A 12,618-nucleotide genomic window follows, 5' to 3' on the forward strand; every position below is an offset into this window, starting at 1 on the left:
CTTGGAGGGGTGAAAGGTTATGAAAATTACAGAACTATTAAAGAAAGATACGATTATTCTTGATCTGCGGTCCACAGAAAAAAGCGGAGTCATCGATGAGTTAGTGCAAAAACTTGACGACGCCGGCCGTCTGAGCGACAAAGAACGTTACCGTGAAGCTATTTTAACCAGAGAAAGCGAGAGTACTACAGGAATTGGGGAGGGCATTGCGATTCCTCATGCGAAAACAAGCGCTGTGCAGACGCCTTCTATTGCTTTCGGACGTTCAAAAGGCGGTACCGACTATGAATCTCTTGATGGCCAGCCGGCTCACTTGGTATTTATGATCGCTGCAAGTGAAGGCGCGAATGAAAGTCATTTGCAGACACTTTCCAGGCTTTCCACGTTATTAATGGATGAGGGCTTCCGCGAGACGCTGCTTCAGGCGTCCAGTGAAGAAGAAATTCTGGAAGCGGTAGACCAGAAAGAAAAAGAAAAGCTTGGAGAAGATGAAGCAGAACAGACGGCCCAGGCGTCCTCTGCAGGAGATGCAGCGGATACTACGGTGCCGACTTACCTGGCAGTAACAGCATGCCCTACCGGTATTGCCCATACGTATATGGCAGCTGACTCTCTAAAAGCAAAAGCCAAAGAGATGGACATGCGTCTGAAAGTAGAAACAAATGGATCGGACGGTGTAAAAAACCGCCTGACGGATGAAGATATTGCTAACGCGGATGCGATTATTGTAGCGGCTGATACAAAAGTAGAAATGGACCGCTTTGATGGAAAGCCCGTTATTTCTGTACCGGTAGCAGACGGTATCCGTAAGCCGGAGCAGCTGCTTAACCGTGCCAAACAAAAAGACGCTTCTATCCATAGATCTTCGGGATCTGATGTAAAATCAGAAAACACCGGTGAAAAACGCGGCGTGATTAATACGATTTACCGTCACTTAATGAACGGTGTTTCGAATATGCTTCCGTTTGTTGTCGGTGGTGGTATTTTAATCGCTATCTCCTTCTTATGGGGTATTGAGCCGGAGAATACCTTTGCTGTAGCACTGAACGCCATCGGCGGCCAGTTTGCCTTCGGACTCTTTATTGCTGTACTTGCTGGATTTATTGCAATGAGCATTGCTGATCGTCCAGGCTTTGCCCCGGGTATGATCGCTGGTTTAATGGCAACCCAGGGAGTCGGGGAAGATCCGGTTACAGCTGGATTTCTCGGTGGACTGATTGCTGGTTTCCTTGCAGGTTACATGGCCCTTGGTATCAAGAAGGCGCTTGCCGGCCTTCCGAGAATCTTTGATGGTATTAAAACGATTTTGTTCTATCCTGTTCTAAACATTATGATTACCGGCTTGATTATGTACTTTATCATTATCCCTCCAGTAGCTACTTTGAACCTATTTCTTCAGGATTGGCTCGGTGGACTGGGTACAGGAAATATTATTCTTCTCGGTATTCTTCTCGGTGGAATGATGGCAGTCGATATGGGCGGCCCGATTAACAAAGCAGCCTTTACATTTGGTATTGCCATGATTACAGCAGGCAATTTCGCTCCTCATGCAGCCGTTATGGCTGGAGGCATGGTTCCGCCAATCGGAATCGCGCTTGCTACGACCTTCTTTAAAAACCGTTTTACAAAAGAACAGAGAGATGCAGGTTTCTCCAACTATTTGATGGGCGGATTCTTTATTACAGAAGGGGCCATTCCCTTCGCAGCAGCAGACCCGGCACGGGTTATTCCAGCAGCTGTGGTTGGTTCGGCTACAGCCGGCGGGCTGGCAATGTTCTTTAATTCAGAACTGCTTGCTCCCCACGGCGGATTTATCGTATTCTTCCTGAATGCTGTACAGGGTGGCGGTCCATGGCTGTATGCCTTGTCGATCTTAATCGGTTCCGTTGTAACGATGATTTTGCTTGCGATTCTTAAAAAACCAATACGTGCATAAGAAAAAGAGCTTCCTATCGGAAGCTCTTTTTTTGCATAGAAAATCCTCCCCTGCGAAGGGAGGATCATTGTTTATTTATGAAGAAAGTTCAAGAATAGTGCCTGTTTTGGCATCTACAATAAAGTCCATCTGGTTGGTTCTGCCTTCTTTAGTGCTGGAAAGGCCGCCGCGGTAAACACGGTACTCCAGCTGATCTTTCTTGTAGTTCTCCGGCGTCATGTGAATCCAGGAACCGTTAATGGAAATATGATCTTTCACATTTTCCTTCACCTTTTTTAAAGCTTTTTCGGGCGAGATTTGGTCCTTTGCAGTGCATTCACTTAAAGCATAGCCGGCTACAATTCCAACGCCAACCCCTACTAGAATATCGCTTGTTTTCATTATTCAAACCTGCCTTTCCTCTTCTCGTTTCCACTTATTATAGCGTATGGAATGATTTTTTCCAATGTCTATATATTCCCAAGGTAGATAAAAAGTTAAACCTTCGGTAAAATAAAACCAAATCGTTAGAGTCACGAAAGGGGTCCAACATGAATCAGGAAACAATGGATATGTTTAAAACACTGACAGAACTGCCCGGTGCTCCGGGATTCGAACACCAGATCAGAGACTTTATGAAGACAGAGCTTTCCAAATACAGCGAAGAAGTTATCCAGGATAATCTGGGCAGTGTTTTCGGCGTAAAAACAGGAAATTCAGATGGGCCTAAGGTGATGGTGGCCGGGCATATGGATGAAGTAGGTTTTATGGTAAAGTCCGTAAACGAAAAAGGAATGATACGTTTTCAAACGCTGGGCGGCTGGTGGAGCCAGGTGCTTCTGGCGCAGCGCGTGCAGGTTCTTACTGAGAACGGTCCGGTTACCGGAGTAATAGGTTCGACGCCGCCTCACCTTCTCGAGGAATCCCAGCGGTCCAAGCCAATGCCTTTAAAAAGCATGTACATAGATATTGGAGCAGATGATAAAGAAGATGCGGAGCAGATTGGTATCCGCCCCGGTCAGCCGATCCTTCCGATCTGCCCATTTACACCTATGGCCAATCCGAAGAAAATTATGGCAAAAGCGTGGGATAACCGCTACGGAGTGGGTTTATCCATTGATTTACTAAAAGAACTGCAGCATACCGAGCTGCCTAACCGGTTATATTCCGGCGCTACGGTCCAGGAAGAAGTAGGACTTCGTGGAGCGGCCACTGCATCACAGATGATCAAGCCGGATGTGTTTTATGCGCTGGATGCGAGTCCGGCCAACGATGCCACTGGAGGTAAAGACGCATTCGGACACCTTGGAAAAGGAGCCCTGCTTCGATTGTTTGATCGGACGATGATCACCCACCGCGGCATGCGCGATTTTGTATTGGATACTGCAGAATCGAATAATATTCCTTATCAATTTTTCATGTCACAGGGTGGAACGGACGCTGGACGAGTGCATACATCAAACGAAGGAGTTCCCTCTGCCGTCATCGGCGTCTGCTCGCGTTATATTCATACCGCAGCATCAATCATGCATATAGACGATTACGCAGCAGCAAAGGAGCTGATCGTAAAACTGGTCCAAAATACCGATCAGTCCACACTTGATACGATCAGGAACCAGTCATAACATGGTACCGGCTTCATTGATTACCGTCGGTTCGTTAAATGAAACAAAGATCCAAGCCGTTCGTTCAGTATATCCGGATTCTTTTAACGTAATAGGAAGAGACGTAGAGGTAACGATCAGTGAACAGCCGATGAGCGACCAGGAAACGAGGCAGGGAGCGATTGAACGGGCTGAAGCATGTTCCGGGAAAGACAGCATCGGAATCGGCCTGGAGGGTGGAATAATGGTCATTGAGGGCACGTTGTATTTATGCAGCTGGGGCGCTCTAGCTGAGGGGAGCCGAATCGTTACAGCATCTGGTGCCAGGCTGGCTCTGCCCGATTCTTTTTATGCTTCTCTTCTAGAGGGCAGAGAGCTTAAAGATGTTATGGATAGCTATACCGAACGCAGTGGTGTGAGCCATAAAGAAGGAGCTGTAGGCGTGTTTACGAATGGGCTGATTTCAAGAACGTCTATGTTTTCCCATATCGTGCAGCTGCTCGAGGGCCAAAGACAGTATCACCAATAGTAAAAAACGCTCCTCTTTATAAAGGGAGCGTTTTTTCGTCGTTTAATCGAAAACGTAAGCCAGTGCCTGCAGCGCCTGTTCCGGTGTTTCCACAACTGCATTGGCTTTATTGGCTAATTCTTTAACAGGGTGGTGCAGTTCTTTCGGACGTATAATAATCAGCGGTTTCTGCATTGTCAAAGCCGCACTTGCATCCATGGCGGTATTCCACTGCTTGTACTGCTCGCCAAACAGAGCAACCACTACATCGGCTTTTTGCATCAACAGCTGGGTCCGCAGGTTGTTAAAGCTGGAAGCTGCCTCGTCTTTTGCTATTGAATCTGCCTGCTCTCCCAGAATTTCTTCTCCAATATTATCAGAGCGGTGATGATTTTCCATTGGGCCGTAAAAAGTAAGCGGCAGGTTTTTTTCTTCTGCTTTTTGGCGAAAAGATTCTCTCCAGTTACTGTGAATCTGTCCTGCCAGATATACGTTTAGTTTCATGAAAACATTCCTCCTTCTGTCTCTTTCTATTCATAGCCTTTATCCAATTATATAAAACCTGCTTGTAATCCGGCTGACGGATTATTATAATGGAGAAGCTGAAGAAAAGTAAATGACAGGAGGCTCTTAGATGAAGTCCTTTTTTTTGCGTAAGGGTGTAAATATATCTGTAAAGACATACGGGGTTACGGCACTGAGCTACATGGCTTTAGGATTATTTTCCTCCCTTATTATCGGTTTAATTATTCAAACTGTTGGTGAACAGTTAAATTGGCCGTTTTTTGTAGACATGGGTACTCTTGCCATGGGGCTGATGGGGCCGGCTATTGGAGCCGCAATTGCTTACGGCTTAAAAGCACCGCCGCTCGTTTTGTTTTCGGCCGTAGTAACAGGAGCCGCAGGCGCTGAGCTCGGCGGTCCTGCCGGAGCCTTCATAGCTGCGCTGCTGTCTATAGAAATCGGAAAACTTGTTTCGAAAGAAACCAAGCTTGATATTATTGTAACGCCGTTCGTAACCATTGCGTCCGGATTTACGGTCGCTTCGTTTATCGGGCCGGCTCTGCAGAGTGCGCTTGTCTCTTTCGGTGAGTTGATTATGTGGGCAACAGCCCAGCAGCCGTTTATAATGGGAATATTAGTGGCTGTATTAATGGGACTTGCGCTTACGGCTCCTATTTCAAGTGCGGCGATAGCTATTATGCTAGGTTTGGAAGGAGTAGCAGCTGGAGCTGCCACTGTTGGATGTGCCGCACAGATGGCAGGGTTTGCTGTAAGCAGCTACAGGGAAAATGGTGTAAGCGGCCTGGCGGCTCTTGGAATTGGAACCTCTATGCTGCAGGTACCAAATATTATTAAAAACCCATTAATACTCATTCCGCCTACAGTAGCCGGAGCAGTATTTGCTCCTCTATCAACAATGGTATTTTTAATGGAAAATAACGCTGCCGGAGCGGGGATGGGGACAAGCGGCCTGGTAGGACCTATTATGACGCTGGAGAGCATGGGCTGGACGTGGGGAGTTGTCGGTCTCATTTTTCTACTGCAGATTGCAGGACCGGCGGTAATAAGTCTCAGCCTTTCTGAGTGGATGCGAAAACGAAATTGGATTAAACTAGGGGATATGAAAATAGATCAAGGATAAAAGGAGTGCCGCAAAAAATGAAAAATATACAAACGAGAGACGAATGGAACAGTGCGATTCAGGATGAAGCCGCCGTTATTATGTTCTCAGCCGGATGGTGTCCGGACTGCCGTGTTATTGAGCCGGAGCTTCCGGCTATTGAAAAGGAATATTCTTCGTTTACTTTCTATCATGCAGATCGCGATGAACTTATTGAGATCTGCCAGGAACAGGGAGTTATGGGGATTCCAAGTTTTTTAACATTTTCAAAAGGTAAAGAATTACACCGGTTTGTAAGCAGAGACCGGAAAACGCCTGAAGAGATCAAGCAGTTTCTGGATGAATCTTTAAAAGAAAAAGCGTAAAATAAAGAATAGGATAAACGGCGCTCTCAACAGCAGGTTCTGTGAAGCGCCGTTTGTATGTAATAAGGTCAAGGAGGCCGTTAGTATGGAAATTAATGAATTGAAATCAATACTTGAAAAAGAGCTGGCCGGCAAAAACCGTGTCATGTCTTATGATGAAGAAACAACGACCCTGCGTGTAGATCACACGACGATTAAAAAAGGGGTGGAGCTGGATCTGAATAAATGGCTCGCCAAGCATGGAGAAAAAGCGGAGGAATCAGTAGAAGATGCGGTGCGATTCATTACTGTTTCTTTAGAAGCAATGGAAAAAGATATTAAAATCAAAGGCCGCGAATCTTACATTTATCCAGTTATCCGCTCCACTTCCTTTCCAATGGAAAAAGGGACCGGGCAGGAGCTGCTGACATCGGAGCATACTGCAGAAACGAGAGTGTATTACGCGCTGGATATGGGAGAAGCCTATACACTTCTTGATAAAGAAGCGTTAGCGGCAGAAGGGTTGTCAGAACAGTCCATTAAAGAAGCAGCGCTGTTTAACCTGCGTTCTCTTGATGTGTCCTACAAGACGGAAACCGTAGCAGGAAACACATTTTATTTTGTGAATGCAAAAGATGGATACGATGCAAGCCGGGTGCTGAACGAAAAATTTCTTGAAGAAATGGACGTAAAAACGTCAGGTGAACTTGCAGTAGCTGTGCCGCATCAGGACAGTCTGATTTTTGCTGATATTCAAAATGAACAAGGTTTTGACGTGCTGGGTCAGATTGTTTTCCGCTTTTTTCACGACGGCAAGGTGCCGATAACGGCACTCTCATTTACCTATGCCGCCGGAAAGCTCGAGCCTGTCTTTATTCTGGCCAAAAAGAAGCCTGACCGCAATTAAAGGCTTACCTTTCAGCAGAGCTGTGATACAATATGGAACGAATGTGCAGAAAAAGGAGAGCTTATAATCATGAACGTTTTTTATAACAAGCAGGGTATAGGAGACACACTACTCGTCTCTTTAAAAGAAATTGCGAAAGAAAAAAGAAAAACAGAAGTACATGGTAATGTAGCAAGGCTGTATCATGAACAAACAAAGGAAACGACCGGGTATACGATCTTTTCCGCTTCATCGTATGGCGCTATTCATGGAGAAGGAATGCTCGCTGTAGATGCTGAACTTATAGCTTTAATTCAAAAAGCGCTCGATGAAAATGATATTAATGAAACGGCAGCCTTACCGGAGGCGCCTTCCTTTGTGGTGGGATACCTTGAGGAAATTGAAAAGCATCCGGATGCAGATAAGCTGAATGTATGTCAGGTGAATATAGGAAATGGTACAACGCAGATTGTCTGCGGGGCTTCTAATATTGAAGAAGGACAGAAGGTACCTGTTGCTCTTCCCGGCGCCTATATGCCGACTGGAATGAAAATAAAAAAATCAAAACTCCGCGGCGTTGCGTCCAATGGAATGATCTGTTCTGCTAAAGAACTTGTTCTGCCGTCCCATCTCCAAAAAGAAGGAATTTATATTCTGGATGAGGAGTATGTGACCGGAGAAGACTTTTTATCCCAATATCATGCAAAAAAAAGTGAAAAATAATGAATAAATCCACTAGCGGGGCTAGTGGATTTTTTGCTGCTCCTTTACAATAGAGAAAGAACGGCTGATACTTAAGCTTAACACTGACAGGAGTGAGATATAAATGGCCGGATCATTTCAAAGATGGATGCAGTCCATTCAATCATTTTTTCTTGGCGAAGATGAAAATGAATATATAGAAGAAAAAAAGGAAAAACCAAAAAATGAACCTACCCAGGAAGCCCGCACAAAGCAGCCTCCTTCAACTCCTATAAATATGGCAGATAAAAAAACGAAGCACGCTGAACCGATAGAACCGTTTAAAAGAGAAGAAAAAGAACAGCGGGTGCTCCACCACTATCCACAGAAGGGACAGTTTCGTTTCCCTTTAACTCTGGATCATTCAGAGGCAGAAATGGAACCGCAGGATTCGGGAAAGCAGGACGTAAGCGAGGCTCCGAGACAACGCAGGCAGAATGTATACGATACTCCCGCGTTTGAGCGGAATAATAAAGACCGCCCGTCGTTTGTACCGAAAGCGGAAAAACGTTCTTCTAATAGAGCAGAAAAGCGTCCAACAGAGCCCTACCAAAAACCAAAACGTCCGGAAAAACGGGCAGAGTCAGTTAAAGAGCCCGCAGCTTCCGAGAAGCTGGAATCCGGATATTTTCAGGGAAGGGACTTTAAAGCCCGTCACATTCCTTCTCCTGTATTCGGTTATGAGAATTTTCCCCTTCACCGTGATTCGTTAAAGAAAAAGCCGGAGCATAAAGAAGAAAGCATTCCGGAATTTGAGTCTGTAAATACTTCGGAGAATTTTCAGAAGGAGAAAGCAGCTCATTCTGCTTTCGAAGAGAAGGAACTTAAAAAAAAAGCTTATCATTATCCGGAGGAACAAGAAGAGCCGCCTTCCGAACCACCCGCCGCTGAAAAAATAGAAATACCAAAACCGAATGAAAAGCGAAAGATAGAAGCCCGGCGGGCCCCGGTAATTGAAGTGAAAGATGAAGTGAATGATCAGACAGGCAGAAAAGAGGAGTCTAAAGTACGGACTTTATCTTTTGAAGAAACCGGAAGCCGGGAAAACCAGAAACCCGGTGAAATGAAAAAAAAACTGGAAAAACAGGAGAAAAACCCGTATAACGTACTGATGCCTGCCAAACGCCGCTTGAGCCAGCAGCCAGCAGATAGAAAAAACAAAAGTGGTTATATCTATCCTTCGCTGTCCTTGTTAAATCCTCCGCCTCGGGCAACAAACGATGATGAGGCATCCCTGGCAGCGCAGCAGGAGCAGCTGGAAGCCGCTCTCCGCAATTTCAACGTAAAGGCTACTGTATCTGAAGTGACGAAAGGTCCTTCTGTTACGAGGTTTGAGGTGCAGCCTGCACCTGGAGTGAAAGTTAATAAAATCACCAACCTGACCGATGATATTAAGCTTGCCATGGCTGCAAAAGACCTTCGTATGGAAGCGCCGATCCCGGGAAAAAATGCTATTGGTATAGAAATACCCAATGCTGAAAGCCAGCCTGTATTTTTAAGGGAGATTCTGCGCCGCGATGTCTTTATCCGCAGTGCCTCTCCTTTAACGGTAGCACTCGGGCTTGATATATCAGGCGCACCGATAACAGCAGATCTGCAGACAATGCCGCACGGCTTAATTGCGGGAGCAACCGGCTCCGGTAAAAGTGTCTGCATAAACTCTATATTAATAAGCCTGCTCTATAAATCGTCACCTGAAGATTTAAAGCTGATGCTGATCGATCCAAAATGGTGGAGCTTGCTGCCTATAAAGACATTCCTCATTAGTGACACCGGTGATTCATGATGCAAAAGAAGCAACCGCCGGTTTAAAATGGGCGGTTCAGGAAATGGAAGATCGCTATAGAAAGCTGGCTCATGAAGGTGTGAGAGACAGCAGGAAATACAATGAAAAGATGGCAGAGCAGGGAAACTATGCTTCTAAAATGCCATACATTGTTATTGTCATTGATGAGTTGGCTGACTTGATGATGGTATCTCCTCAAGAAGTAGAAGACTCTGTCTGCCGTATTGCGCAGAAAGCGAGAGCATGCGGCATTCATCTTGCTTGCCACTCAGCGTCCGTCTGTAGACGTTATTACCGGTTTAATTAAATCCAATATTCCTTCCAGAACAGCCTTTGCGGTTTCATCCCAGATTGATTCCCGCACGATTCTTGATATGGGAGGCGCAGAGAGACTGATCGGTAAGGGTGATATGTTATTTTTATCCGAACGGCGCACCAAAGCCGATGCGGGTTCAGGGGACATTGTGACAGATGAAGAATCGAAGCTGTTACGGACTTTGTGAAAAATCAAAGCAGCCCGCGATTAATTTTATCGAACAGGATGAACTTATTAAGCAGACGGAAACGGTTTGAAGTTCAGGATGACTTGTTCGAGAGGCCTGCTTATTTGTAAGCGAGCACCGCGGTGCTTCTTCTTCTTTGCTGCAAAGAAAATTTTTCGATAGGAATAATAGAGCTGCCAAGCTGATTGATTTGATGGAGCAAAAGGGTTGGTATCGGAGGCAATGGGAAGCAAGCCGAGAAAAGTACTGGTATCTCCAGAGAACTCGAAAATACCAGTAACTCCTAACCGGTATGTATAATCCGGATTCCCCCTTTTAAATGCAAAGTCTTGTCAATTACTTTAAGGTTCTATATGATAAGAGGTAACAAACGTAACAACCAATTTCCTAAGGCTTCAAACAAACAGGCAGAGCCGCTCCAGCGGAACTGCCGCCATGCTTTCCAGGCAAGCTGATTTCTTACAACCAGGGAGGGAGCTCTTATGGAACAGATTCAGCTCGATATTCTTTTGGAGTTTGTTTATCCAGAGGTTTTGGCTTTGTTAACTGATTACGAAAAAAATATTTCGATTGTGCTGCAGTATGGATTTGGCAGTGTAAAACTAGAAGACGCACAGGAAATAGTAGAAGCATAATTATGGGAACAAGGAAAACCGCCTTGATTCACTAAAAAAATATGATTAGGCGGGCGCCATATTCAGTATGCTGCCTATAAATCAAATGAAGTCCGCGGCCTTATGCGCGGACTTCATTTTGAGATTATCCATTAAATAACGATACGGTCCGTAAGTAATGATAAAGGTCCAGTATACAAGGAGTCTGTTTATGCCAAAAGAAATAGAATATAAGATGCGCGGAGAGATCAGCCGATTAACAAATAAGACATTTAAATTTGATGAACGGGTGGGCGAAGGATGGTTCTCTGCTGTTTATTTTTTGAAAACAAGAGAAATCGCCAAAAAATATAAAACCAATGATATCGTTACTACCCAGTTTTTCCAGAAAGAAAATGCTGTCCTCTGCGGTACAGACGAAGTGATTGCCTTGATTAAAACCTTTGCTGAGGATCCGGAGAATCTGGAAATTATGTCCTTAAAAGATGGAGACAAAATTGCTCCTTATGAGACAGTGCTTTCCGTTACCGGACCTTATCAGAATTTTGGATTTTTAGAAGGGGTTATCGATGGCATTTTCGCCAGAAGAACTTCTGTTGCTACAAACGTATATGATGTCGTAAAAGCAGCAAGACGCTCCGGCTCTCAAAAACCTGTTATCTTCATGGGAGACCGGGATGATCATTTCACACAACAGGCAGGAGACGGTTATTCAGCTCATATTGGCGGGTCTACCGCTCAGGCGACACACGCGATGAGCGAATGGTGGGGAAAAAAGGGAATGGGAACTATGCCCCACGCGTTGATCCAGCTTTTCCGCGGTGATATTGTAGCTGCCACACAGGCGTATAAGGAAACATATCCGGAAGACGAATTGATGGCGCTGGTTGACTACAATAATGATGTAATTACAGATGCTTTAAAAGTAGCGCGGGAATTTGGAGCGGACTTAAAAGGGGTGCGTGTGGACACATCTAATGGAGTGGTGGATCAGTACTTCTGCAGAAATCCGGAAGTGATGGGTGCCTTTGATCCCCGTGGTGTTAATCCCGAGCTCATATTTGCCCTGAGAGAAGCGCTCGATGCGGAAGGCTATCAGCATGTGAAAATTGTGGCAAGCGGCGGCTTTACAGTCGATCGTATTGCTATGTACGAGGATCAGCAGGTTCCGATTGACATGTACGGTGTTGGAGGAAGCCTCCTTAAGATTCATATTGGTTTCACAGGAGACAACGTGCTCCTAAACGGAGAACACGAAGCAAAATCAGGAAGAAAGCACCGTCCGAATCCACGATTGGAAAAAATTAATTAGAAAAGCAGGGGTGTCTCATGTCAAATGAAATTCCTGATTTTCAAGCATACAAAAAACAGCAGCAGGCGGAAGCCGATGATGCCCTCTTATCCCTGCAGATACAATTTTCTAAATGGACCGATCTGCATATTAACCTGCGTGAAAAAGTAAGGGCAAAGCATTTATTTGAAGACTGGACAGGCTGTCCAACTGCTTTTTTGGAAGAGGGACCTTGGAACACATATTTTTTGGACTGGATGAAATATGACTACAAAAGCGTGGCAGGCTCCCGGCTGTTTGATCAGTTTATTAAAGCAGAAGCTGCTTCGCTCTATTCCGTACAGCGCCAGCTTGCTGCATTGATTATGGTATCAGCCCTGGAACCATTTAAAATAGAAACGTGCGAAGAGTCCGTTATTAAAGGGCGCTTTTTTCTGGATAACGCTTCCACGTCAACGGTACATCTTTTTTCGTATGGGAAAGAAAAACCCCGGTCTGGTTCAATAGTTTTGGTAAGGGCGATTACATACCGTGGCAAAACATATTCCATCCATACGCCGGCGCCGGCTTATTTAAATGAAACAGAAGCAGATTATTTTTGGTCTGAAGAAAAAAGCGGACGTTCTTCAGCAGAGTTCAAGAGACTTTTTGCAAAAGATCATGGTATTATATGGTACAGACATGTTCTAGGTCATTAGCAGGATTATAGGGAGTTTTATTGGACGCAGAACGCCTATCTGCTATAATGATGAAGTGTTTGTCCAATGTTTGATTTAAAGGTCCCTGCCCTACAGCAGGATGA

At 45.1% G+C, this 12,618-nt stretch carries 16 protein-coding genes; 14 read left to right on the forward strand and 2 right to left on the reverse strand.

Annotated elements, in window-relative coordinates:
- Positions 1-19 precede the first annotated feature (19 nt).
- Positions 20-1,936, forward strand: coding sequence for a PTS fructose transporter subunit IIABC (locus tag MMY81_RS22110; protein WP_252314564.1), 1,917 nt, complete (start codon positions 20-22; stop codon positions 1,934-1,936).
- A gap of 75 nt (positions 1,937-2,011) precedes the next feature.
- Here the strand turns inward: MMY81_RS22110 and MMY81_RS22115 are convergent, their stop codons facing one another.
- Positions 2,012-2,317, reverse strand: coding sequence for a PepSY domain-containing protein (locus tag MMY81_RS22115; RefSeq protein ID WP_252314565.1), 306 nt, complete (start codon positions 2,315-2,317; stop codon positions 2,012-2,014).
- A gap of 149 nt (positions 2,318-2,466) precedes the next feature.
- Between MMY81_RS22115 and MMY81_RS22120 the strand changes: the two genes are divergently transcribed.
- Both MMY81_RS22120 and MMY81_RS22125 read left to right on the forward strand, forming a co-directional pair.
- Positions 2,467-3,540 carry a M42 family metallopeptidase gene (locus MMY81_RS22120; RefSeq protein WP_252314566.1) on the forward strand — a complete coding sequence of 358 codons (1,074 nt, stop codon included), beginning with the start codon at positions 2,467-2,469 and terminating at the stop codon, positions 3,538-3,540.
- Between the two features lies 1 nt (position 3,541).
- Positions 3,542-4,048, forward strand: a complete 507-nt coding sequence (locus MMY81_RS22125; protein ID WP_252314567.1) for a DUF84 family protein — start codon at positions 3,542-3,544, stop codon at positions 4,046-4,048.
- A gap of 42 nt (positions 4,049-4,090) precedes the next feature.
- On the opposite strand, the gene MMY81_RS22130 is transcribed toward MMY81_RS22125, so the two are convergent.
- Entirely contained in the window at positions 4,091-4,531 is a 441-nt protein-coding gene (locus MMY81_RS22130; RefSeq protein ID WP_252314568.1) for a YtoQ family protein, read from the reverse strand.
- A 130-nt stretch (positions 4,532-4,661) separates the two neighbouring features.
- Here MMY81_RS22130 and MMY81_RS22135 point away from each other — a divergent pair, with 130 nt between their 5' ends.
- The 11 genes from MMY81_RS22135 to MMY81_RS22185 all read left to right on the forward strand — a co-directional run bounded on the left by MMY81_RS22135 (position 4,662) and on the right by MMY81_RS22185 (position 12,514).
- The gene (locus MMY81_RS22135; RefSeq protein ID WP_252314569.1) at positions 4,662-5,672 is read left to right on the forward strand and encodes a PTS sugar transporter subunit IIC; all 1,011 of its coding nucleotides are present in this window, start codon (positions 4,662-4,664) and stop codon (positions 5,670-5,672) included.
- Positions 5,673-5,689: 17 nt separating this feature from the next.
- Positions 5,690-6,016, forward strand: coding sequence for a thioredoxin family protein (locus MMY81_RS22140; RefSeq protein ID WP_252314570.1), 327 nt, complete (start codon positions 5,690-5,692; stop codon positions 6,014-6,016).
- A gap of 85 nt (positions 6,017-6,101) precedes the next feature.
- Positions 6,102-6,902 carry a DUF1444 family protein gene (locus MMY81_RS22145; protein WP_252314571.1) on the forward strand — a complete coding sequence of 267 codons (801 nt, stop codon included), beginning with the start codon at positions 6,102-6,104 and terminating at the stop codon, positions 6,900-6,902.
- Between the two features lie 69 nt (positions 6,903-6,971).
- Entirely contained in the window at positions 6,972-7,604 is a 633-nt protein-coding gene (gene ytpR, locus MMY81_RS22150) for a YtpR family tRNA-binding protein (protein WP_252314572.1), read from the forward strand.
- Positions 7,605-7,707: 103 nt separating this feature from the next.
- Complete coding sequence (locus MMY81_RS22155; RefSeq protein ID WP_252314573.1) at positions 7,708-9,408, forward strand: DNA translocase FtsK; 1,701 nt, start codon at positions 7,708-7,710, stop codon at positions 9,406-9,408.
- On the forward strand, positions 9,389-9,715 hold the full coding sequence (locus tag MMY81_RS22160; RefSeq protein WP_252314574.1) for an FtsK/SpoIIIE domain-containing protein: 327 nt from the start codon (positions 9,389-9,391) through the stop codon (positions 9,713-9,715). The genes MMY81_RS22155 and MMY81_RS22160 overlap by 20 nt, the downstream gene beginning before the upstream one ends.
- The gene (locus MMY81_RS22165; protein WP_252314575.1) at positions 9,666-9,911 is read left to right on the forward strand and encodes a hypothetical protein; all 246 of its coding nucleotides are present in this window, start codon (positions 9,666-9,668) and stop codon (positions 9,909-9,911) included. The genes MMY81_RS22160 and MMY81_RS22165 overlap by 50 nt, the downstream gene beginning before the upstream one ends.
- 136 nt (positions 9,912-10,047) lie before the next feature.
- Complete coding sequence (locus tag MMY81_RS22170; RefSeq protein ID WP_252314576.1) at positions 10,048-10,191, forward strand: hypothetical protein; 144 nt, start codon at positions 10,048-10,050, stop codon at positions 10,189-10,191.
- 202 nt (positions 10,192-10,393) lie between these two features.
- Positions 10,394-10,546: a hypothetical protein gene (locus tag MMY81_RS22175; RefSeq protein WP_252314577.1), complete on the forward strand. Its 153-nt coding sequence runs from the start codon at positions 10,394-10,396 to the stop codon at positions 10,544-10,546.
- A gap of 190 nt (positions 10,547-10,736) precedes the next feature.
- Complete coding sequence (locus tag MMY81_RS22180; protein WP_252314578.1) at positions 10,737-11,837, forward strand: nicotinate phosphoribosyltransferase; 1,101 nt, start codon at positions 10,737-10,739, stop codon at positions 11,835-11,837.
- Between the two features lie 17 nt (positions 11,838-11,854).
- Positions 11,855-12,514, forward strand: a complete 660-nt coding sequence (locus MMY81_RS22185; RefSeq protein ID WP_252314579.1) for a hypothetical protein — start codon at positions 11,855-11,857, stop codon at positions 12,512-12,514.
- The last annotated feature ends 104 nt before the right edge of the window (positions 12,515-12,618 follow it).

Source organism: Sinobaca sp. H24 (assembly GCF_023845525.1).